The organism is Herbaspirillum sp. NPDC101396, assembly GCF_044767365.1.
GTDB lineage: Bacteria > Pseudomonadota > Gammaproteobacteria > Burkholderiales > Burkholderiaceae_D > Herbaspirillum.
In genome coordinates this window covers 40,310-62,538 of the sequence record NZ_JBIWNT010000002.1, presented here as the reverse complement: position 1 = coordinate 62,538, position 22,229 = coordinate 40,310, and the positions used below count along the sequence as shown (strand labels likewise).

Annotated in this window: 19 protein-coding genes; 3 read left to right on the top strand and 16 right to left on the bottom strand. The window is 61.6% G+C overall.

Translation table 11 applies throughout. The features are described 5' to 3' along the window. Positions 1-19: 19 nt before the first annotated feature. On the bottom strand, positions 20-1,405 hold the full coding sequence (locus ACIROY_RS05195; protein ID WP_402340251.1) for an MFS transporter: 1,386 nt from the start codon (positions 1,403-1,405) through the stop codon (positions 20-22). A 261-nt stretch (positions 1,406-1,666) separates the two neighbouring features. Here ACIROY_RS05195 and ACIROY_RS05190 point away from each other — a divergent pair, with 261 nt between their 5' ends. Beyond that, the gene (locus ACIROY_RS05190) at positions 1,667-2,452 is read left to right on the top strand and encodes an IclR family transcriptional regulator (protein WP_402277607.1); all 786 of its coding nucleotides are present in this window, start codon (positions 1,667-1,669) and stop codon (positions 2,450-2,452) included. Positions 2,453-2,479: 27 nt separating this feature from the next. Here the strand turns inward: ACIROY_RS05190 and pcaF are convergent, their stop codons facing one another. From pcaF to ACIROY_RS05175, 3 genes are read right to left on the bottom strand one after another with little or no spacing between them, the layout of a single operon-like run. Continuing rightward, positions 2,480-3,682 carry a 3-oxoadipyl-CoA thiolase gene (pcaF, locus tag ACIROY_RS05185; RefSeq protein WP_402340248.1) on the bottom strand — a complete coding sequence of 401 codons (1,203 nt, stop codon included), beginning with the start codon at positions 3,680-3,682 and terminating at the stop codon, positions 2,480-2,482. Positions 3,683-3,707: 25 nt separating this feature from the next. Further along, positions 3,708-4,349 carry a CoA transferase subunit B gene (locus ACIROY_RS05180; protein ID WP_402340245.1) on the bottom strand — a complete coding sequence of 214 codons (642 nt, stop codon included), beginning with the start codon at positions 4,347-4,349 and terminating at the stop codon, positions 3,708-3,710. Further along, the gene (locus ACIROY_RS05175; protein WP_402277613.1) at positions 4,346-5,050 is read right to left on the bottom strand and encodes a 3-oxoacid CoA-transferase subunit A; all 705 of its coding nucleotides are present in this window, start codon (positions 5,048-5,050) and stop codon (positions 4,346-4,348) included. The genes ACIROY_RS05180 and ACIROY_RS05175 overlap by 4 nt, the downstream gene beginning before the upstream one ends. A gap of 181 nt (positions 5,051-5,231) precedes the next feature. On the opposite strand from ACIROY_RS05175, the gene ACIROY_RS05170 reads away from it, so the two are divergent. Continuing rightward, a complete protein-coding gene (locus ACIROY_RS05170; protein WP_402340242.1) occupies positions 5,232-6,092 on the top strand; it encodes an IclR family transcriptional regulator C-terminal domain-containing protein in 861 nt (286 codons plus the stop codon). A 60-nt stretch (positions 6,093-6,152) separates the two neighbouring features. Here the strand turns inward: ACIROY_RS05170 and ACIROY_RS05165 are convergent, their stop codons facing one another. The 4 genes from ACIROY_RS05165 to ACIROY_RS05150 all read right to left on the bottom strand — a co-directional run bounded on the left by ACIROY_RS05165 (position 6,153) and on the right by ACIROY_RS05150 (position 10,466). Further along, positions 6,153-6,827: a hypothetical protein gene (locus ACIROY_RS05165; RefSeq protein WP_402340239.1), complete on the bottom strand. Its 675-nt coding sequence runs from the start codon at positions 6,825-6,827 to the stop codon at positions 6,153-6,155. Positions 6,828-6,858: 31 nt separating this feature from the next. After that, entirely contained in the window at positions 6,859-8,223 is a 1,365-nt protein-coding gene (locus ACIROY_RS05160) for an MFS transporter (RefSeq protein WP_402277619.1), read from the bottom strand. Between the two features lie 244 nt (positions 8,224-8,467). After that, complete coding sequence (locus tag ACIROY_RS05155) at positions 8,468-9,277, bottom strand: IclR family transcriptional regulator (protein ID WP_402340236.1); 810 nt, start codon at positions 9,275-9,277, stop codon at positions 8,468-8,470. Positions 9,278-9,515: 238 nt separating this feature from the next. Further along, the gene (locus ACIROY_RS05150) at positions 9,516-10,466 is read right to left on the bottom strand and encodes a GlxA family transcriptional regulator (RefSeq protein ID WP_402340233.1); all 951 of its coding nucleotides are present in this window, start codon (positions 10,464-10,466) and stop codon (positions 9,516-9,518) included. Between the two features lie 194 nt (positions 10,467-10,660). On the opposite strand from ACIROY_RS05150, the gene ACIROY_RS05145 reads away from it, so the two are divergent. Beyond that, the gene (locus ACIROY_RS05145; RefSeq protein WP_402277710.1) at positions 10,661-11,347 is read left to right on the top strand and encodes a DJ-1/PfpI family protein; all 687 of its coding nucleotides are present in this window, start codon (positions 10,661-10,663) and stop codon (positions 11,345-11,347) included. 39 nt (positions 11,348-11,386) lie between these two features. Here ACIROY_RS05145 and ACIROY_RS05140 read toward each other — a convergent pair whose 3' ends face one another. The 8 genes from ACIROY_RS05140 to ACIROY_RS05105 form a co-directional block, all read right to left on the bottom strand. Continuing rightward, positions 11,387-12,151 carry an enoyl-CoA hydratase gene (locus tag ACIROY_RS05140; protein WP_402340230.1) on the bottom strand — a complete coding sequence of 255 codons (765 nt, stop codon included), beginning with the start codon at positions 12,149-12,151 and terminating at the stop codon, positions 11,387-11,389. Between the two features lie 76 nt (positions 12,152-12,227). Then, positions 12,228-13,424: an acetyl-CoA C-acyltransferase gene (locus ACIROY_RS05135; protein ID WP_402340227.1), complete on the bottom strand. Its 1,197-nt coding sequence runs from the start codon at positions 13,422-13,424 to the stop codon at positions 12,228-12,230. A gap of 35 nt (positions 13,425-13,459) precedes the next feature. After that, positions 13,460-15,847, bottom strand: a complete 2,388-nt coding sequence (locus ACIROY_RS05130; RefSeq protein ID WP_402340224.1) for a 3-hydroxyacyl-CoA dehydrogenase/enoyl-CoA hydratase family protein — start codon at positions 15,845-15,847, stop codon at positions 13,460-13,462. A gap of 189 nt (positions 15,848-16,036) precedes the next feature. Further along, complete coding sequence (locus ACIROY_RS05125; RefSeq protein WP_402340221.1) at positions 16,037-17,827, bottom strand: acyl-CoA dehydrogenase C-terminal domain-containing protein; 1,791 nt, start codon at positions 17,825-17,827, stop codon at positions 16,037-16,039. A gap of 52 nt (positions 17,828-17,879) precedes the next feature. Continuing rightward, entirely contained in the window at positions 17,880-18,584 is a 705-nt protein-coding gene (locus ACIROY_RS05120; protein WP_402277631.1) for a TetR/AcrR family transcriptional regulator, read from the bottom strand. Positions 18,585-18,826: 242 nt separating this feature from the next. Beyond that, positions 18,827-19,201, bottom strand: coding sequence for an RNA-binding S4 domain-containing protein (locus ACIROY_RS05115; RefSeq protein WP_116436906.1), 375 nt, complete (start codon positions 19,199-19,201; stop codon positions 18,827-18,829). Between the two features lie 151 nt (positions 19,202-19,352). Next, positions 19,353-20,528: an acetyl-CoA C-acetyltransferase gene (locus ACIROY_RS05110; RefSeq protein ID WP_402277633.1), complete on the bottom strand. Its 1,176-nt coding sequence runs from the start codon at positions 20,526-20,528 to the stop codon at positions 19,353-19,355. A 231-nt stretch (positions 20,529-20,759) separates the two neighbouring features. Continuing rightward, positions 20,760-22,208, bottom strand: coding sequence for a catalase (locus ACIROY_RS05105; protein WP_402340218.1), 1,449 nt, complete (start codon positions 22,206-22,208; stop codon positions 20,760-20,762). Positions 22,209-22,229: the final 21 nt, after the last annotated feature.

Here is a 22,229-nt window from a genome sequence, read left to right as displayed (position 1 = left end):
GTCAGTATTGAATCGGTTTTCAGGTGGCCCGGCGCGTCTGCACACCGGCAACGGTGCCGTCGTGCGCAGCCGCGTCATGCGATGTATCGACGCGGTTCATGTCGATGCCGCGCGTCTCCGGTCCCCACATGATCATGAGCAATGACAGCAGGTTCAGCACCACGCACACGCCAACCACCGCCCAAGGCGAGCCGTTGAACTTGCTCAGCAGCCAGACCGCCACGATCGGCATCGGGCCGCCGGTCAGCAGGTTGGCGCCGGTGTAGGCCAGCGCGGATCCCGAGTAGCGCACATTGGTCGGGAACGCCTCGGCAAACGCCACCGGTTGGATGCCGCTCTGGAATTGCGTGAAGCCGAGGAACAAGCCCATGATCGCCAGCATCGGGAAGAAGCTCCTGGTCTCCAGGATCGGGAAGTACACGAACAGGATCAGCAGTGTGGCAATCGAACCGACCGCCAACGCCTTCTTGCGGCCAATCCTGTCGCTCAGCATGCCGCCGGCCAGTGCGCCGACGATGGCGCAGACGTTGGCGCCCATCAGCAGCAGGAAGGCGGTTTGCTTGGGCACTTCCAGCGTCTTGGTGACATAGCTCAGCGAGAACACCACGATCAGGTAGAACAGCGCTGCCGGGCCGCAGAAGAAGAACATCCAGCGCAGCACCGTCTTGTAGTGAAAACGCACGGCGTCTTTCAGCGGGCTGCTGACGCGCGCGGCGGCGGTCTTCTTGAGTTCCACAAAGGCGGGCGTCTCATCGACTTTCAGACGGATGTAGAGACCGACCACCACCAGCACGAAACTGAGGACGAAGGGAATACGCCAGCCGTAGCTTTCAAAGGCGTCATTGGTCAACAACGATGAAATCAGCAGCAGCACTCCGTTGGCCATGATCTGGCTGAGCGGTGAGCACAAACCCAGCAGACCCGAATACTTGCCGCGGCGATCCGGGGAGGCATGTTCCAGCGCCATCAGTTGTGCGCCGGTCGATTCTCCGCCGAGCGCGAAGCCTTGGATGATGCGCAGCAGCACCAGCAGGATCGGGGCCCACACGCCGATCATGGCGTAGGTCGGCAACAGGCCCATCAGCACGGACGCCAGACCCATGATCGTGACGGTGCCGAGCATCAGGTTGCGGCGTCCGATCTTGTCGCCCAGATGGCCGCAGATGATGGCGCCGAGAGGACGCGCCGCCAGGCCGACGCCGAAGGTGCCGAGCGAGGCCAGCAAGGCGTTGGTCGGATCCATCGAGGGGAAGAACAGCTTGGGAAGCACGGTCGCGGAGACCGCGCCGTACAGTGTGAAGTCGAACCATTCCAGCGCCGTGCCGACGGTTGCGGCGGTGACGGCGCGCGTCCCCATGCGTTCGTGCGCGGCCTGCTGAGAGTCTTGATAACTGCTCGTGCTCATCCTTGTCTCCTGTTGGAAATTAATTTATCTGGTTGTTCGATAATCGAACATATTTTTATTAATAGAACTGCCGAAAAATAAATTTCAATTCGCTGCGAGAACTTCAAATCCAGTCTGAAAGCCTTATGTAACCTGAATTAATTCGACACATTTACAGATTTACTTCGGTGTTCTGAGCGGATAATATCAGCGCTTCTGGAACATAATTCCACACTGGAATTTGATTCCGCATCATGAAAATTACAATGGAGACGGACCGCAATGAATGGCGTATTGGAGCGCACGCTGGGGATACTGGAGTACCTGGCGGCACAGGCGGAAGCGACGCCGCTGACCCTGCTGGCCGATGAACTCGAGATCCCGCGCAGCGCCTGTCATCGCCTGCTGACCGACCTGGTGCGCTGCGGCTATGTGCGTCAGATTCGCGAGCATGGCGACTACGTGCTGACGACCAAACTGGTTGGCCTCGGACTCAGTTATCTGGCGACGTCGGGCATCGTCGACGTGGCCCAGGCGACGCTGGACCGGCTGGCGGAAATATCGGGGGAACTGGTGCGGCTGGCCATCGTCGACGGCGACCGGCTGACGTGGGTGGCGAAGTCGCAAGGCGCCAGGAAGGGCTTGCGCTACGATCCGGACATGGGGATGGACACGGTGCTGTCGTGCTCCGCCACCGGCCACGCATGGATGCTGACGATGTCCGACGAGCGTGCGCTGGAACTGGTGTCGAGGCAAGGCTTCGGCAAGCCCAAGGACTACGGTCCCAACGCGCCGACGACGATCCAGGCTTTGCTGGAATTCATCCAGGCAAGCCGTCGTCGCGGCTATGCGCTCATCAGTGAAGTATTTGCGCCGGGCATGACGGCGATGGCGGCGCCGATACAGCGCACCGGCTATGCGGCCATCGGCGTAATCAGTATCGCGGGCCCGCTGCAACGGCTCGACATGCGCCGCATGGAGAGCCTCGGCCCCGATCTGCTCGCCGCTGCGCGTGAGCTGGCGGGCAACAGTCCGTCCTCGCCGATTTTCAATCAGTCGCGCGAGTAAGACCGTCGGCCGAGTACGCCTCTTCGATTAAACCCGCTCGATGACCATCGCAATGCCCTGTCCCACGCCGATGCACATGGTGCACAAGGCGTAACGGCCGCCAACGCGTTCCAATTGGTAAGTCGCGGTGGTCACCAGGCGTGCGCCGCTCATGCCGAGCGGATGGCCCAAAGCGATGGCGCCGCCGTTGGGATTCACGCGCGCATCGTCATCGGCCACGCCAAGTTCGCGCAGCACCGCCAATCCCTGCGAAGCGAAGGCTTCGTTCAGTTCGATCACATCCATCTGTGCGATGTCCAGACCCAGCCGCGCCAACAGCTTCTTGCTGGCGGGCGCCGGACCGATGCCCATGATGCGCGGCGCGACCCCCGCAGTGGCCATGCCGAGGATGCGCGCCCGCGGCTTCAGGCCGAATTTTTCCACCGCGTCGGCGCCGGCCAGCAGCAAGGCGCAGGCGCCGTCGTTGACGCCGGAGGCGTTGCCGGCGGTGACGCTGCCGTCAGCCCTGACGATGGGCTTGAGTCTGGCCAGCGCATCCATGCTGGTGGCGCGCGGATGCTCGTCCTGCGTCACGGTAATCGCCTCGCCCTTCTTTTGCGGAATGATCACCGGCACGATCTCTTGCGCCAGGATGCCGTTCTGCTGCGCCGCGGCCGCCTTGGCCTGGCTGTGCACCGCGAACTTGTCCTGGTCGGCGCGGCTGATCCGGAAATCGTCGGCGACGTTTTCGCCGGTCTCGGGCATGGCGTCGACGCCGTACTGCGCCTTCATCAGCGGATTGATGAAACGCCAGCCGATGGTGGTGTCATGGATTGCCGCGTGGCGCGAGAAAGCGCTGTCGGCCTTGCCCATCACGAACGGTGCACGCGTCATCGATTCCACGCCGCCGGCGATCATCAGTTGCGCCTCGCCGGACTTGATGGCGCGGGCAGCGATGCCGATCGCATCCATACCCGATCCGCACAGGCGATTGATGGTCGCGCCCGGCACGTCCTGCGGCAGGCCGGCCAACAGCAGCGACATGCGCGCGACGTTGCGGTTATCCTCGCCGGCCTGGTTGGCGCAGCCGTAGATCACGTCGTCGACGGTGCTCCAATCCACCTGAGGATTGCGCTCCATCAGCGCGCGCATCGGAACGGCGCCGAGGTCATCGGCGCGCACGTCCTTGAGCGCGCCGCCGAAACGGCCGATGGGAGTGCGAACAGCGTCGCAGATAAATACGTCTGTCATGTTTTCCTCACTGCAGTCATGTAGCTCAGGCGGCCGGGCGCAGCGTTGCGCCGGTCAGTTTTTGCAATTCTTCGAAGGACAATCCCTCGACTATTTCCAGCACCTGCAGGCCCTGCGGCGTGACGTCGATCACGGCCAGGTCGGTGTAGATGCGATTGACGCAGCCGATGCCGGTGAGCGGATAGGCACATTGACCGACGATCTTGCTTTCGCCGTTCTTGGTCTGATGCTCCATCATCACGAACACCTGCTTGGCGCCGCTGGCCAGATCCATCGCGCCGCCCACCGCGGGGATCGCATCCGGCGCGCCGGTGTGCCAGTTGGCTAGGTCGCCGCCGGCCGATACCTGGAAGGCGCCGAGCACGCAGATGTCGAGATGGCCGCCGCGCATCATGGCGAAGGAATCGGCGTGGTGGAAATAGGCGCCGCCGGTCAGCAGCGTGACCGGCTGCTTGCCGGCGTTGATCAGGTCTTCGTCTTCTTCGCCTGGTGCCGGCGCGGGGCCCATGCCGAGCAGGCCGTTTTCGCTTTGCAGGAAGATTTCCTTGTCGGCCGGCAGGTAGTTGGCGACCTTGGTAGGCAGGCCGATGCCGAGGTTGACGTAGGCGCCTTCGGGAATGTCGCGGGCCACGCGTGCGGCCATTTGTTCACGGGTATAGCGGCTCATTGTGCGGCCTCCTGCAGATTGCTCGGGATACTGGTTTGCACGCCGGTCTGCACCACGCGTTGGACGAAGATGCCCGGCGTGACGATGACTTCCGGATCGAGCTCTCCCAGCGCCACGACTTCGCTGACTTGCGCGATCGTGCATTTGGCGGCCATGGCCATGATGGGGCCGAAGTTGCGCGCGGTCTTGCGATAGACCAGGTTGCCCCAGCGGTCGCCGCGCAACGCCTTGATCAATGCGAAGTCGGCGTGGATGGGCGACTCCAGCACGTAGTGGCGGCCATCGATGAGACGCGTTTCCTTGCCTTCGGCCAGCATGGTGCCGTATCCGGTCGGGCTGAAAAAGCCGCCGATGCCGGCGCCGGCGGCGCGGATGCGTTCTGCGAGATTGCCTTGCGGCGTCAGTTCCAGTTCGATCTTGCCGGCGCGGTAGAGCGCGTCGAACACTTGGGAATCAGTCTGGCGCGGGAAGGAGCAGATGATCTTCTTCACCCGTCCGGCCTTGAGCAGCGCCGCCAGCCCGGTTTCGCCGTTGCCGGCGTTGTTGTTGACGATGGTGAGTTCACGCGCGCCCTGGGCAATCAGCGCGTCGATCAGCGCGGACGGCATGCCGGCGTTGCCGAAGCCGCCGATCATGATGGTGGCGCCGTCGTGGATGCCTTCCACCGCCTGTTCCAAAGACTCAAAAGTTTTATCGATCACGATGCGTCTCTCTGAAGTGTACCAATCTGGAATGTTCGATAATCGAACAAATAGTCATATTTCGCACATCCAGTGTAGAGAAATGGCGGTTTCATCGTCAATAAGCCGGAAGCGGTTGTGTTCGTTCACCGCACAAATGTTTAGAATACGAATCTACTTCCCTCCTCCCCCCCCCGAGACCATGCCCAGGAACGCCAACAAGAAAGCACCGCCGAAATCCACTGACGACGCCGATACGGCCCCTGCCGCCGAGCGCAGCCTGAGCATCGCCGAAGAAATCGACGCCCTCACCGATCCCAGCTTCATGACCTCGCTGGCGCGCGGCCTGGCCGTCATCCGCGCCTTCGCCGATTCGCGCCGCAGCCTGACGATTGCCCAGATCAGCCAGAAGACCGGCATCCCGCGCGCCGCCGTGCGCCGCTGCCTGCATACGCTGCGCCAGCTCGGTTATGCGGATGCCGACGTGAATAACTTTTCGTTGGGTCCGAAGATCCTGACGCTGGGCTATTCCTACCTTTCGTCGACGCCGTTGACGGTCTCTTCCCAGCCTTACCTGAACAACATCAGCCGCACGCTGGGCGAGTCCTGCTCACTGGCCGTGCTGGATGACACCGAGGTGTTGTATGTGGCCCGCTCGGCCGCGTCACGCGTCATGTCGGTCGCGCTCAACACCGGCAGCCGGCTGCCGGCGTATTGCACGTCGCTGGGTCGCGCGATGCTGGCGCATCTGCCGGAAGACCAGCTCAAGACTTACTTCAGCAAGGTGAAGCTGCGCGCCATGACCGACAAGACGGTGGTGTCGCAGAAACGCCTGCGCGAAATCCTGGCCGCCGTGCGTGAAGACGGCTATGCCTTGATCGATGAAGAACTGGAAGTCGGTTTGCGTTCGATCGCCGTGCCCGTGCGCGGCGCCGGCGGCAACGTGGTGGCCGCGCTCAATGTCGGCGTGCAGGCGACCCGCGTGAGTCGCAGGCAAATGGAGGAGCAGTTCCTGCCGGTCCTCAAAAGAGGCGCGGAGGAACTGTCGATTTTGTTGCCTTGATGCAGAAGGGCCGCATCATGGATGCGGCCCTTTTCTTCTCAACCGCCATCAGCAGCCAGATCAGCCGGCCGGTCGATCCGCGTACGCAAACACCAGATCGTAGGTTTCAAATTGCGTGGCCGGAATCGCCAGGTCCGCAACCGCAGCATCGAGGGAGCGCTCCAGCGCGTTGTCGTCCAGGGCTTCCAACAAGAAGACGCCCTTGAATATTCCCTCGCCGCCGCGCCGCATCGACTTTTCCTTGGTGGCGATCTGCGTGCCGTCGGCCGCCACTTCCATCGCATACAGGTTCACCACGCGATCGATGTCCGAGATGCGCTTCCACGTGGCGGTCGAGTCGTCGCCAAGCAAGGCGTCCGGCAAGCCGTCTTCAAAGCGCGCCACCGCCAGGCGCGCGCCAAACGCACAGGCGTGGCCACTCTGTTTGACGATCGTACCGCCGCCGCGCCTGAACTTCTGCAGGTTCGGCATCACTCGCTGGGTCCACGGCGTCGGCTGGTTCAGGCGCGCCTGATAGGCGTCGCTGCTCATGACCTGCGCATTGTCCTGCTCGTACAGGATCATGTACTCCGAAGGCGCGCTGCCGCGGCGGCGAAACACCCGGCCGGATCGGAAGCCCGGCACCGCGACGCGTTCGAACACATGCTCACGCGTCAGCCAGTGCAGGTAGTCGGTCTCGAAGTCCGCATTCACGGTGCTCCAGATGGCCAACAGGCCGGTTCCCTTGATTGTCATGCTGATTCCTTGTTGCTTGCTGATGAATGCCTTACACCGTTGCCCGCTTGGCGCCATCGGGATAGGCCTGCACGCCGCCGAGATCGGAGTCGATGCGGTTCATGTCGTTGCCGGCGGTCTCGGGACCGATGGCGATCATGATGAAGGACACGATATTGAGCACCGCCACCAGCGCCACCAGGCCCCACGGCGAACCGTTGCCCAGCTTGACCAGCCAGGTCGCCACCACCGGCGCAGGGCCGCCGGCGAACAGGCTGGCGCCGGTGAAGGCCAGCGCCGAACCGGTGTAACGCACATTGGTCGGGAATGCTTCAGCGAAGGCGACCGGCTGGATGCCGGTCTGCACCTGGGTAAAGCACATGAACAAACCCATGGCGATCGCCATCACGGCGAAGTTGCGCGTCTCCATCGCCGGGAAATAGGCCAGCATGATGACGAAGGTTGCGGCGGAAGCGATCATCAGTGCGCGCTTGCGGCCGATCCTGTCGCTGACGCGGCCGCCCACGATGGAGCCGACGATGGCGCAGGCATTGGCGATCATCAGCAGCTTGAAGCCGGTCTGCTTGGGCACGCCCAGGTTGTTGGTCAGGTAGCTCAGCGTGAACACCACGGCCAGGTAGAACAGCGCGGTCGGGCCGCAGAAGAACAGCATCATGCGCAGGATGGTTTTCCAGTGCAGGCGGAAGGCGTCGCGCAGCGGCCGGCCCTGGGTGGAGACGCCGGATTTCTTCAGCTCGACGAAGGCCGGCGTTTCGTTCACCTTGAGGCGGATGTAGAGTCCGACGATCACCAGGACAAAGCTGGCGACAAACGGAATGCGCCAGCCGTAGCTTTCGAAAGCCTCCGCACTCATCAGTCCCGCCAGCCCCAGCAACACCCCGTTCGCCAATATCTGGCTGAGCGGCGCACACATGCCGATCAGGCCCGAGTAGCGTCCGCGCAGTGCGGCCGGTGCATGTTCCAGCGCCATCAACTGGCCGCCGGTCGATTCGCCACCGAGCGCGAAGCCTTGCAGGATGCGCAGGATCACCAGCAGGATCGGTGCCCAGACGCCGATTTGCGCGTAGGTCGGCAGCAAGCCCATCAGCACCGAGGTAATGCCCATCGCCGACACCGTTCCCAGCATCAGATTGCGACGGCCGATCTTGTCGCCGAAGTAGCCGCAGATGATCGCGCCCAGGGGACGCGCCGCGAGGCCGACGCTGAAGGTGGCCAGCGATGCCAGCAACGCCGAGGTCGGTTCCAGCGCAGGGAAGAACAGCTTGGGAAGTATGGTGGCCGCGACCGCACCGTACAGCGTGAAGTCGAACCATTCCAGGGCGGTGCCCATGGTGGCGGCCGTTACCGCCCGATTGGCCATGGCATTGCCGTCATGTTGATGCGATGAACTGCTCATCTCAGTCTCCTTGTTGATTATTATGAGCGACTAACAAAACGCCGCTGGCGGCGTTGCTGCTCCTAGCCGTACTTTCGTACTGTCTTCGTCGGCGCGCCTGCCATCGACGTTTTGTTAGTCGCTCTTGGTGGTTTTAGATAGCTGCTTTTTTTGCGCGCAAACACTCCCCCGCCGGCGCGCAGCAACGAGCCGGTTGGCGTTGAATCAGTTGTTCAGTTTCGCCTGCCGGCGATGGTGTTAATTCTTATGAGGCAGGCTCGGTCTGCCGGGAATTCAGTGCGCGCCGGAACATCGGCGACACGCTGCTGGCTGCCGACAACTCCTGTGCAGTGGACTGCAGAACGGGAGCAAGTTCTTCCATCTTTTCTTCCGACAATCTCGACATCGGTCCGGCGATGATCAGCACGGCGCGCACTTCCTGCGCAGGTCCGTAGACCGGCGTCGCCATCGAGCTCATCGCGGGCAGGAACATGTCCTGCGTGGTGGCGAACTTGCGGCTACGCGCCAGTTCGACCATCGGCATCAATGCCTTGAAGGTGGTCGGCGCACGCGGCCCGAATTCCGCTGGCGTACCGAAGCCCTGCCGCGACACCAGCGCCATGGCTTCTTCCTCGGTCTTGGTCGACATCCAGACGATGCCGGCGGCGCTGACCGACAAGGTCACCGGACGCCCCATCTCCGGGTCATACACGATGCCTTGGCGGGCGCCTTGCGCCTTGGCGACGTAGATCAGCTGATCGTCTTCCACCAGCGCCAGCCGGACCAGCTCGCCGCATTGTCCGGCCAGGCGTTCGAGGATGGGCTGGGCGATATCGGCGATGCCGGCCGCACTCAGAAAGCGCAGGCCGAGCGCAGGCATCTTCATCGTCAGCAGGAATTCGCCGCGCCGTTCATCCTTGCGCACATAGCCCTGCTCGATCAGATCCGCGAGCAGGCGATGGGTCGCGCTCAGGGGCAATCCCAGTTCGTTGACCAGTTCGGAAAGGGTCCTGCCTTCAGGGGCGATGGCGAGTTCCTCAAGGACCCGGAAACTGCGTTGCAATACTGCTGTCATGGACGTCTCCATACCAAGATGGCGACCTCAAAAAATTCGAGGCCTATTGGATGGAAATCATTTTATGGAAACTTCTTCCATTTTGCAAACACTTTCCAATTTTGCTAAAACTGGGTGTTATTTGTCCGACGAGAACAGGAGCGGCATGCGCGACAACGTCCGCGGCATGGCGCCGGGTCAGTCGTCAAGACGCCAGGGGAAAAGAAGATGGGCCTATCCAGCGGCACCACCTGCATGGCTAAAATCGTTCGCGCATTTCTTTCGGCGAGAGTCCGAACTGGCGAACAATGGCGTCGCGCATCGCATCTTCCGAGTCGAAGCCTGCTTTAGCGGCGATCTGCTTCATGCGCATATCGGTGGTATGCAGGTAAGTTCGCGCCAGTTCGGTACGGATCTTTTCCAAGGCCTTGGAGGGGGTCGTTCCTGTGCCTTCCTTGAATTGCCGATGAAACGAACGCAGAGACTGACCTGCGATTGAGGCCATGTGTTCAACCGTCCACGCCAATTCCGGCTTGCTGATCATCTGCTGAAGCAAGTCGGCATACGGAGTTCCCGATGCTTCCTGCAGAGACAAGGGTTCGCTGTACTGATTCTGCCCGCCCGGCCTGCGCAGATACACCACCAGTCGCCGCGCGACTTTCGCAGCGAGAGTGGCGTCATGGTCTTCCTGGATCAACGCCAGGGTCAGATCGATTCCCGCAGTCACGCCGGCCGAAGTCCAGACTTGCCCGTCTTTCAGAAAAAGTGAATCGGGCTGCACCTGCACCTCGGGAAACTCGCTGGACAGACGATCGCAGGAACGCCAATGCGTGACAGCACGTCGGTTCGTCAGCATGCCTGTCTGCGCCAACAAGAAGGCGCCGGTGCAAATGGAACATATCCGCCTGGAGCGCTCGCACAATCGACGCAAGGCATTCCTGAATTCCAGATTTTTCTGGACTGCATCATGCACGCCCGGGCCGCCGGGGATCAGCAGGGTGTCGATATTCTCAACGAGATCGACCGATTCCGCGTTGATCGAGAATCCCGAAGCCGTCTGGATTTTTCCGGCAGTGAATGACCGCACGCTGACCAGGTATTGCGGTGATGCGCCCTCTTCATTCGCGGTGATCAACGCCTGCGCCGGGCCGGAAAAATCAATCGGCTGCACACCGTCGAAAACGAGAATGACGACTTGTCGCGCTGGCATTTTTGGACTGCTATTTGGCATAAATTCCCCTGCTCCATTGCGCATAATCCATCTCAGGGTATACGACAAATTTCGGGGAGGTCAACATGGATCAAAAACGCAGAACGATCTTGCAGGCAAGCGGTGTAGCCAGTGTATTGCTGGCATCGGCGGCGACCAGGTCACTGGCCCAGGGCGCTTCAAAAGACAGGCCCATGCACGTCAATATCATCGCCGTTCCCGACATGGTGCAGTTGGACATCACCGGCCCCTATGAGGTGCTGGCGCGCACACCCGGATGGACCGTCGACCTGGTGGCCGCTACGCCGGAGGCGGTACGCACGGATCGCGGATTGCGACTGTTGCCCAACGTCACGCGAGCGACCGCCAAGCCGTCGAACATCCTGGTCATACCCGGTGGCACCGGCATCGATACAGCGATGCTGGACCCGGAATGGGTAGCGTATGTGCGCAGGGAAAGCGCCAGATGCGACTATGTATTCGGCGTCTGCACCGGCTCTTTATTGCTTGGCGCGGCGGGGGTTTTGAAAGGAAAACGCGCCGGCGGCCACTGGCAAGCACGCGACATGTTGACGCAGTTCGGCGCCACTGTTTCAAATGACCGGATGACGCGCGATGGAAATATTTACACCTCCGGCGGTGTGACCTCCGGCATCGACATGGCGCTGCGCGTCGTGGCCGATATTGCCGGCCTCGAGACCGCGCAAAAAATCCAGCTGGCGATGGAATACGATCCGGCGCCGCCGTTTGCCGGCGGTACGCCCTACACATCGCCGCCGGAGATTGTGGCAGCGGTGCTCAAGGACTCGGGCAAACGTCGGGCGCTGCGGGAATCCATGGTGGCAGAAGCTGCTCAAAGGCTCAATCGCGCCGGTGGTTGATGCCGGCGTTCTTGCCTTCACCGCATGCATTGACCGGTCTCAGGCGAACTTGCTGAAATCCGGCCGACGCTTCTCGAAGAATGCCGTGAAGGCTTCCTTGGCTTCCGGCGCCGTCAGCATTTTTGCGAAGTGTTCAATCTCCGCCGCCATCTGCGCCTCGGTGGCGGCGACGCGATTCTTCTTCATCAGTTGTTTGGTGACTCGCACCGAGCTGGCAGGCAATGCGGCCAGCTTGGCCGCCTGCTTTTGGGCGAACGGCAGCAACTCTTCCGCCGTCAGCACGCGATTGACCATGCCCATGGCGTGCGCCTCGGCAGCGTCGAAGGCTTCTCCCAGCAGCAGCTTTTCGGCGGCGCGCTGGTAGCCGGCGATATGCGGCAGCAGCAGCGACGAGGCGGCTTCCGGGCACAACCCCAGTTGCGTGAACGGCATCGAGAACTTGGCGTTGTCGGCGGCGTAGACCAGATCGCAATGCAGCAGCAAGGTAGTGCCGATGCCGACCGCGGCGCCGGACACGGCGGCGACGATGGGCTTGCCGACGTGGCTGATCTCCCACAGGAACTGGAACACCGGCGCGTCCTTGCTGCTGGGCGGATTCTTGAGGAAGTCTTCGAGGTCGTTGCCGGCGGTGAAGATCTGCGGCTTGCCGGTGAACAGGATGGCGCGCACCGCGTTGTCGGTTTCGGCGTCCTTGAGAGCGTCGGCCAGCTGCTGGTACATCGCGGCGGTAATGGCGTTCTTCTTTTCTTCGCGGTTGAAGGCGATGGTCAGGACGCCGTTGCTTTTGGTGAGTTCGATTTCCATATGTCTCCGATAAAAAAAGCCGCACGGCCAATGACTGTGCGGCTTGATTCCTAAGCTTTGTCGTTTTGCTTCTGGCTTACATGCGTTCGAAAATGCCGGCTGCTCCCATGCCGGTGCCGACGCACATCGTCACCATGCCGTACTTCAGGTTCTTGCGACGCATCGCGTGGATGGTGGTCGCAGCACGGATCGCGCCGGTCGCGCCGAGCGGGTGGCCGAGGGCAATCGCGCCGCCCATCGGGTTGACCTTGGATGGATCCAGACCCAGGTCCTGAATCACCGCCAGTGCCTGCGCGGCAAAAGCTTCGTTCAGCTCGATCCAGTCCAGTTGATCCTGGGTGATGCCCGCCGCGCGCAAAGCGACGGGGATGGCTTCCTTCGGACCGATGCCCATGATTTCCGGCGGTACGCCGCGCACGGCGAACGAGGCGAAGCGCGCCAGCGGCGTCAGGTTGAATTGCTTGAGGATCTTTTCGCTGACCAGGATCAGGGCGCCGGCGCCGTCGGAAGTCTGCGAGCTGTTGCCGGCGGTGACGCTGCCCTTGGCGGCGAACACCGGCTTCAGCTTGGCCAGTGCTTCGATGGTGCTGTCGGCGCGGGCGCCTTCGTCCTTGTTGACGGTGCGGGTCTTGATGTCGATCTGGCCGGTCGCCAGGTTGGGGAAGCGCTCGATGATGTCGACCGACGTGGTCTCATCGTTGAATTCGCCGGCCAGTTGCGCCGCGATCGCCTTCTGATGCGAGGCCAGTGCGAACGCGTCCTGCGCTTCGCGCGAGACCTTCCATTGCTGGGCGACTTTTTCAGCGGTCAGGCCCATGCCGTAGGCCATGCCGATGTTTTCGTCCTTGAACGCGCCCATGTTGACCGATGGATGGAAACCCATCATCGGCACCATCGACATCGACTCGGCGCCGCCGGCGATCATGACGTCGGCCTGGCCGACGCGGATGCGGTCCGCCGCCATCGCAATCGCGGTCACGCCGGATGCGCAATAACGGTTGATGGTGACGCCGCCGATGGTGTTCGGCAGGCCAGCCAGCAGCACGGCATTGCGTGCCATGTTGAGGCCTTGCGCGCCTTCAGGAAAAGAACAGCCGATGATGGCGTCTTCGATCAGTTTCGGGTCGAGGCCCGGGACTTGCGCAATCGCGGATTGAATCGCGCGCACCAGCAGGTCGTCCGGGCGCACGTTCTTGAACATGCCGCGCGGCGCTTTGCCGATCGGGGTGCGCGTCGCAGCGACGATGTAGGCGTCTTGAAGTTGTTTGGTCATTTATGGCTCCTGATTTTTTACGTGGCAGCGTGCGATTAGTTGCGAACCGGTTTGCCGGTCTGCATCATGCCCATGATTCGTTCCTGAGTCTTCGGATGGTTCAGCAGTTCCATGAACGCCTTGCGTTCCAGGTCCAGCAACCATTGCTCGTTGACCACGCTGCCCTCTTCGACTTCGCCGCCGCTGACGATCTCGGCGATCATCTGGCCCAGCTTGAAGTCATGTGCGGAGATGAAGCCGCCGTCGCGCATGTTGACCAGCTGCGCCATGATGGTGCCGACGCCGTAGCGGCCGACCACCGGCACTTGCGGCGCCAGCGCCGGGCGGTAGCCGGAGTCGAACATCGCGCGCGCCTCGACCTTGGCCACGTGCAGCAATTCGTAAGGGTTGAAGACGATCACGTCATCGGCCTTGAGGTAACCCAGCTTGCGAGCTTCCAGCGCCGACTTGGAGACGTTGGCGGTAGCCGCGGCCAGCATGTAGTCCTTGAGGAATTGCAGGATGTCGTTGCCCTTGGCTTCCTTGGCGGCGCGCACGGCCGCTTCTTTCAGACCGCCGCCGGCCGGGATCAGGCCGACGCCGACTTCCACCAGGCCGATGTAGGATTCGATCGAAGCCACGCGCTTGGCGGTGTGCAGCAGCAATTCGCAACCGCCGCCCAGCGCCAGGCCGGCAACGGCTGCTACGACCGGGACGTTGGCGTACTTGAGGCGTTGATGCGCCTGTTGCAGGTGATGCACGACCGGCTCGATGGCCTTGACGCCGCCCGACATGAACAGCGGCAGCATCGATTGCAGGTCGGCGCCGGCCGAGAACGCGCCGCCTTCGGCTGCGTCCGCGTGCCAGATCACCAGGCCCTTGAAATTCTTTTCAGCTTCGTCGAGCGCCTTGTTGATGCCGTCGATGACGCCCTGGCCGATGACGTGCATCTTGGTCTTGAAGGACAGGATCAGGACATCGTCGTTCTGATGCCAGATGCGGACCGAGTCGTCTTCGAAGAAGGTGGTGCCTGCGGTCTTGCCGTCGGCTGCGCCTTCGCCGACCAGCGGTGCGCGGAATGCCTGGCGTTGATAGACCGGCAGTTCAGAACGGGCCACGTTGGCTTTCTTCGATGGCGAGTACGAACCTTGCGCGCTGTGCACGCCGTCACGGCCGTCGAATACCCAGGCCGGCAGCGGTGCTGTCGACAGCGCCTTGCCGGCGTCGATGTCTTCCTTGATCCAGGTGGCGACTTGCTGCCAGCCGGACGCCTGCCATGTCTCGAACGGCCCGACGCTCCAGCCGAAGCCCCAGCGCATGGCGAAGTCGAGGTCGCGCGCGTTGTCGGCGACGGTTTCCAGATGCACGGCAATGTAATGGAAGGCGTCGCGGAAGATCGCCCACAGGAACTGGCCTTGCGGATTGGTCGAATCGTGCAGCGCCTTCATGCGCTTGACCGGATCCTTTTCTTTCAGGATGCGCGCGATGATGTCGTCGGCCTTGCCGCCGCCCGGGACGTAGTCGCCCTTGGCCGGATCGATGCGCAGGATGTCCTTGCCGACCTTCTTGTAGAAACCGGCGCCGCTCTTCTGGCCCAGGGCGCCCTGCTCGACCAGCTTGGCCAGCAACGGCGGCGTGGCGTAGCTGCTGAAGAATGGATCGTCCTTCAGATTGTCCTGCATGGTCTTGATGACGTGACCCATGGTGTCCAGACCGACCACGTCCGCCGTGCGGAAGGTGCCCGACTTGGCGCGGCCCAGCTTGGCGCCGGTCAGGTCATCGACGACGTCGACCGACAGGCCGTATTTTTCCGCTTCGATGGCGGTGGCCAGGATGCCGAACACGCCGACGCGGTTCGCCACGAAGTTGGGCGTATCGAATGCGCGCACGACGCCCTTGCCCAGCGTGGTGGTCAGGAAGGCTTCGAGCTGGTTGAGGATTTCCGGATTGGTGGTCGCGGTCGGGATCAGTTCGACCAGATGCATGTAGCGCGGCGGGTTGAAGAAGTGCACGCCGCAGAAGCGCGCTTTCAGTTCAGCGTCGAAGCCGTCCGACAGCGCAGTAATCGACAGGCCGGAGGTGTTGGAGGCGAAGATGGCGTTCGGCGCGATGTGCGGCGCGACCTTCTTGTACAGGTCGTGCTTCCAGTCCATGCGCTCGGCGATGGCTTCGATGATCAGGTCGCAACCCTTGAGCAGCTCGATGTCGTCTTCGTAGTTGGCGACCTGGATCAGCGATGCGTCTTCCTTGTTGCCCAAGGGCGCGGGGCTGAGTTTCTTCAGGTTTTCAATGGCGCGCTGGACGATGCCGTTCTTTGGACCTTCCTTGGCCGGCAGGTCGAACAGCACGACCGGCACTTTGGCGTTGATGCAGTGCGCTGCGATCTGGGCGCCCATCACACCCGCGCCGAGAACGGCTACTTTTTTGACGATGAAGTTGGACACGCGTGTCTCCTTTTAATGATGCAGAAATGAGGTCTGGCTGATCAGGAAGCAGGTCACAAAAACCGGACGGTCTGCGACACTCTACGCCTTCCCGCAATTTTTTACAGCATGCTGTGCTGTGATGACACTGGCGTGACGGCGAGGTTCGAAAACTTGCCGGCCGTCACGCTTGCAGCCTGATGAAGATGCTTAGAACAGATCGGCGTCCAGCGCCATCAGGTTGGACGAACCCGAACGCGCCTGACGGATCAGGGTCGCGGTTTCAGGCAGCAGGCGCGCGAAGTAGAAGCGTGCGGTGGCCAGCTTGGACTTGTAGAAGTTGTCGCCGGAATCCTGCTTTTCCAGCGCGATCTTGGCCATTTGCGCGAAGAAGTAGGCGTAGACCATGTGGCCCACGACGCGCAGGTAAGGCACGGCGGCGGCGCCGACTTCGTCCGGATTCTGGAAAGCCTTCATGCCGATTTCCATGGTCAGCTTGGACACCTTGTCGCCGATGTCGGCCAGCGGCGAAATGAACTCGGACATCGCTTCGTCGGTGCCGTTGTCTTCGATGAAAGCCTGCACTTGCGCGCCGAATTTCTTCAGTTTTGCGCCGTTGTCCATCAGGATCTTGCGGCCCAGCAAATCCAGCGACTGGATGGTGTTGGTGCCTTCATAGATCATGTTGATGCGGGCGTCGCGCACGTATTGCTCCATGCCCCATTCGGAGATGTAGCCGTGGCCGCCGTAGACTTGCAGACACTCGGAAGTGGCGATCCAGGCGTTGTCGGTGATGAAGGCCTTGACGATCGGCGTCAGCAGCGCGACCTGGTCGGCGGCTTCCTTGCGCACTTCTTCATCCGGGTGATTCAACTCTTTGTCCAGTTGCAGCGCGACATAGGAGCAGAATGCGCGGCCGCCTTCGGCATAGGCCTTGGCGGTCAGCAGCATGCGGCGCACGTCGGGGTGCACGATGATCGGATCGGCGGCCTTGTCCGGCGCCTTGACGCCCGACAGGCTGCGCATCTGGATGCGGTCCTTGGCGTAGACCAGCGCGTTCTGATACGCGACTTCGGTCAGGCCGAGGCCTTGCATGCCGACGCCCAGACGGGCTGCGTTCATGAATACGAACATCGCGTTCAAACCCTTGTGCGGGCCGCCGATCAGCCAGCCGACTGCGCCGTCCAGGTTCATCTGGCAGGTGGCATTACCGTGGATGCCCATCTTTTCTTCGATGGCGCCGCAGGTGATCGGGTTGCGCGAACCCAGCGAACCGTCAGCGTTGGGCATGAATTTCGGCACGATGAACAGCGAGATGCCCTTGGAGCCTTGCGGCGCATCCGGCAGGCGAGCCAGCACCAAGTGGACGATGTTGTCCGACATATCGTGTTCGCCGGCAGAGATAAAGATTTTGCTGCCGGTAATCTTGTAGGAACCGTCGGCTTGCGGCTCGGCCTTCGAGCGCAACATGCCGAGGTCGGTGCCGCAGTGCGCTTCGGTCAGGCACATGGTGCCCGTCCATTCGCCGGAGATCAGCTTGGGCAGGTACAGCGCCTTCTGCTCGTCGGAACCGTGCGCGTGGATGCACTCATACGCGCCGTGCGACAGGCCGGGATACATGGTCCAGGCCTGGTTGGACGAGTTCAGCATTTCGTAGAACGAGTTGTTCATCACCAGCGGCAGGCCCTGGCCGCCGAAATCGGGATCACAGGACAATGCCGCCCAGCCGGCTTCGACGTATTGCTTGTAGGCTTCCTTGTAACCCTTGGGCGGGGTGACGGTCTTGGTTTCCTTGTTGTAGGTGCAGCCTTCACGGTCGCCCGAATGGTTCAGCGGGAACAGCACCTGCGAGGTGAACTTGCCGCCCTCTTCCAGCACCTGGTCGATCAGTTCGCGGTTGGTGTCGGCGTGCGCCGGCAAGGTCTTGAGGACGTCTTCCACCTTGAGCAACTCGTGCAGAACGAATTGCATGTCACGAAGGGGGGCGTTGTATTGGGGCATGGTGGTCTCCGGCGGAACTGATTGGAATAATTCTGATTGAATTGAAGCTGCTTCAAGCTGCTTTTTTAGCAGCCGGTTTTGTGGTTTTGCTGCTGGCGGTCTTGGCAGACGCCGAAATCTGCGGCACTTGCGGGTTGCGATAGCTGTCGATGAGGCGATCGAAACCAGCCTGCGCGCGTTCGACGCTGCCCGGGATCTTGAGGAAGCGCGCGTCGTGATGCAGCGCCAGGATCAGGCCGTAGATTTCGTAGACCATTTGCTCGACGTTGATGTCGTCGCGCAGGTGGCCCATTTCCATCGATTGGTTGATGCAGCGGTGCAGCGCGTCGCGCCATGCCTGCACCATTGCCACCAGGTGGTCGCGGATGGCGCCGGGACGGTCGTCATATTCGACCGCGCCGCTGATGTAGATGCAACCGAGCGCGATTTCCACGCTGACCAGCTTGACCCAGCGCGCGAACATGCCTTGCAGGCGCTGCAGGCCGCGCGGCTCCTTGATGCTGGGATAGAAAACTTCCTGTTCGAAGCGATGGTGGTACAGGCGCACGACTTCGATCTGCAGGTCTTCACGCGAGCCGAAATGGGCGAACACGCCGGATTTGCTCATCTTCATTTTTTCGGCGAGCAAACCGATGGTGAGGCCTTCCAGGCCGTCGCGGCTGGACAACTCCAAGGCCATGTCAAGAATTGCGGCGCGCGTGAGCTCGCCCTTGCGCATGAACTTCGGCCGTGTCACGGATGATGATGTCTCAATCATTGCTGTATCTCGAAAAACGCCAACGTGTGGGTCTGCTGCACCGGTGTTTATTGTTGTCTTCGGCCTACCTGGGCAGCGCAGAATTTTTTATGCGAACGGTCGTACTATTATTCATTGCATGACAAATGTCAAACGAAAAGTGAGGACGTCATCAAATTGCGGCGAGGGAGGCATTGAAGCCACACCGCCGGTAGCGCTTGCGGGAGGGAAAGATCGCGATTCGTCGCGTAGAAAAAGGGGATTCAGGACGAGGACTGATCGAGCAAACGCCGGTCGCGCTTGGTCGGGCGGCCTTTGAGCGTGGCCGTCGGTTCCTTGAAGAAATGGTGCTGCTCGGCAAGCAATCGGCGCTTTTCGACGCTGGCGGCGGTTTCGCCGTACAGACCCTGCGCCACGGCGGCCGAACCGCGCTTGTCGGAGATGCCGCAGACCTGCACTTCCCATTCGGTGGCGCCGTTGTCGATCTGCAGCATGTCGCCGGTCTTGAGGTTATGCGAAGGCTTGGTGCGTTCGCCGCGCAGCTTCACCTTGCCGCGCTCGACGGCGTCGGTGGCCAGCGAACGCGTCTTGAAGAAGCGCGCCGCCCAGAGCCATTTGTCGATGCGGGTGGTGTCCATGTCGGTTCAGACTCAGCTCAGATTCAATGTAGATTCAATGTAGATTCAATTCGGGTCAAAATGAAAATGCCGGCCTTGGGAGTTTCCGCAAGGCCGGCATTTTTGCTGCGTTATTGCTCAGCGCGCCGGGTCGTAGTCCGGCAAGACAACATCAACGCTCAACCGCCAACGCCACGCCCATGCCGCCGCCGATACACAAGCTGGCCAGGCCGCGCTTGGCGTCGCGGCGAATCATTTCGTGCAGCAGCGTGACCAGCACGCGGCAGCCTGAGGCGCCGATCGGGTGACCGATCGCAATCGCGCCGCCGTTGACGTTGATCTTGCTGGTATCCCAACCCATTTGCTTGTTGACCGCGATCGCCTGTGCCGCGAAGGCTTCGTTGATTTCCATCAGGTCGAGGTCTTGCGGGCTCCAGCCGGCTTTCTTCAGCGTCAGTTGCGACGCCGGCACCGGGCCCATGCCCATGATGCTTGGATCGAGGCCGGCCGAGGAATACGACTTGATCTTGGCCAGCACCGGCAGGCCGAGTTCAGCCGCCAGTTTGGCCGACATCAGGACTACGGCGGCAGCGCCGTCATTGATGCCCGACGCGTTGCCGGCGGTGACAGTGCCTTCCTTGTCGAACGCAGGACGCAGCGCGCCCAGCGCTTCGGCGGTGACGCCGGACTTGACGAATTCGTCGGTGTCGAAAACGATGGTTTCCTTCTTGTTCTTGATTTCGATCGGGACGATTTCATCCTTGAACTTGCCGGCCTTTTGCGCGGCTTCGGCCTTGTTCTGCGAAGCGGCGGCGAACTCGTCTTGCTCCTTGCGCGAAATGTCGTATTTCTTGGCGACGTTTTCAGCGGTGATGCCCATGTGGTACTGGTTGTAGACGTCCCACAGGCCGTCGACGATCATGGTGTCGGTCAGCTTGGCGTCGCCCATGCGGAAACCGTCGCGCGAGTTGTTCAGCACGTGCGGCGAGGCGCTCATGTTTTCCTGGCCGCCGGCAATCACGATCTGCGCGTCGCCGCACTTGATCGCCTGGGCCGCCAGCTGCACGGCCTTGAGGCCGCTGCCGCAGACCTTGCCGACCACGAAGGCCGGGACCATGTCGGGCAAGCCCGAGCGGATCACCGCCTGGCGCGCCGGGTTCTGGCCGACGCCGGCTGTCAGCACCTGGCCGAGGATGACTTCGCTGATGCTTTCCGGCTTGATGCCGGTCTTTGCCAGCAAGGCCTTGATGACTTGCGCGCCGAGATCCGAGGCGGCGATTTTCGACAAGGAACCGCCGAATTTACCGACCGCTGTTCTCTGTGCTGCAACAATAACGACGTCATCCATGTTTCACTCCTTTTGTTGAATTACCGAAGTCTTTCCGGGGGTGGACTGACTTGCTTGTTGAAATCCGGGACGTCCATCTTAGTCCATTTCAGGGGCAATGGCGATACGGTGGATTTTCGGTATGAACGTCGCAAATATTCAAATTTATTTGTCTATAAAAAACGCCGCCGTCCTTGCGGAACAGCGGCGTTTTTCGATGCCGGAACTACCTTCCGGCGAGTATGCCCTGCCTTACTTGCTGCCGGCCTTGAGCGCCGCAATTGCCTTCGCTACACCGGCACCGTAGGCAGGATCGGCCTTGGTGCAGTTGTCGATATGGCGTTGCACGACCGGCTCCGAGGCGCCGTTGATGGCGCGTGCGGTGTTCTCGAACAGGACCTGCTGCTGGGCCGGCGTCATCAGCTGGAACAAGGCGCGCGGCTGTGAGTAGTAGTCCTCGTCGACGCGATGGTTCCAGTGATCGGCGGCGCCTTCGAGGGCCAGCGGCGGCTCGCGGAAATCCGGCTGCTCCTGCCATTGGCCGTAGCTGTTCGGCTCGTAGCCCAGGGTCGCGCCGTGGTTGCCGTCGACGCGCATGGCGCCGTCGCGGTGCGACGTATGGACCGGGCAACGCGCCGCATTGACCGGGATCTGGTAATGGTTCACGCCGAGACGGTAACGGTGCGCGTCGCCGTACGAGAACAGGCGGCCTTGCAGCATCTTGTCCGGCGAGAAGCCCACGCCCGGGACCACGTTGGCCGGCGAGAAAGCAGCCTGCTCGACTTCGGCGAAGTAGTTTTCCGGATTGCGGTTGAGTTCCAGCACGCCGACTTCGATTTCAGGATAGTCCTTGTGCGGCCACACCTTGGTCAGGTCGAACGGATTGAGGTGATAAGAACCGGCGTCCTTCTCGGGCATGATCTGCACGAACAGTTTCCAGCGCGGGAAGTCCTTGTTCTCAATCGCGTCGAACAGGTCGCGCTGCGAGCTTTCGCGGTCGCGGCCGACCAGCTCGGTGGCTTCGGCGTCGGTCAGGTTCTGGATGCCCTGCTGGGTCTTGAAGGCGAACTTGACCCAGAAGCGCTCATTGGCGGCGTTGATGAAGCTGAAGGTGTGGCTGCCGAAACCGTGCATGTGGCGATACGAGCGCGGCAGGCCGCGGTCGCTCATGACGATGGTGACCTGATGCAGCGCTTCCGGCAGCAGCGTCCAGTAATCCCAGTTGTTGTTGGCGCTGCGCAAGTTGGTTTTGGGGTCGCGCTTGACGGCGCGGTTCAGGTCCGGGAATTTGTGCGGATCGCGCATGAAGAACACCGGCGTATTGTTGCCCACCAGGTCCCAGTTGCCTTGCTCGGTATAGAACTTGATGGCGAAGCCGCGGATGTCGCGCTCGGCATCGGCCGCGCCGCGTTCGCCCGCGACGGTCGAGAAGCGCAGGAACAGGTCGGTTTTCTTGCCGACTTCGGAGAAGATCTTGGCCTTGGTGTATTTGGTGATGTCGTGCGTCACTGTAAAGGTACCGTAGGCGGCCGAACCCTTGGCGTGCATGCGTCGCTCGGGAATGACTTCGCGGTCGAAATGCGCCAGCTTTTCGAGGAACCAGACGTCTTGCAGCAGAGCCGGACCGCGCGGGCCTGCAGTTTGGATGTTGTTGTTGTCGGCGACCGGGGCGCCGGCGGAGGTGGTTAACTTGTTGCTCATGTCACATCCCTTTAAAAATCT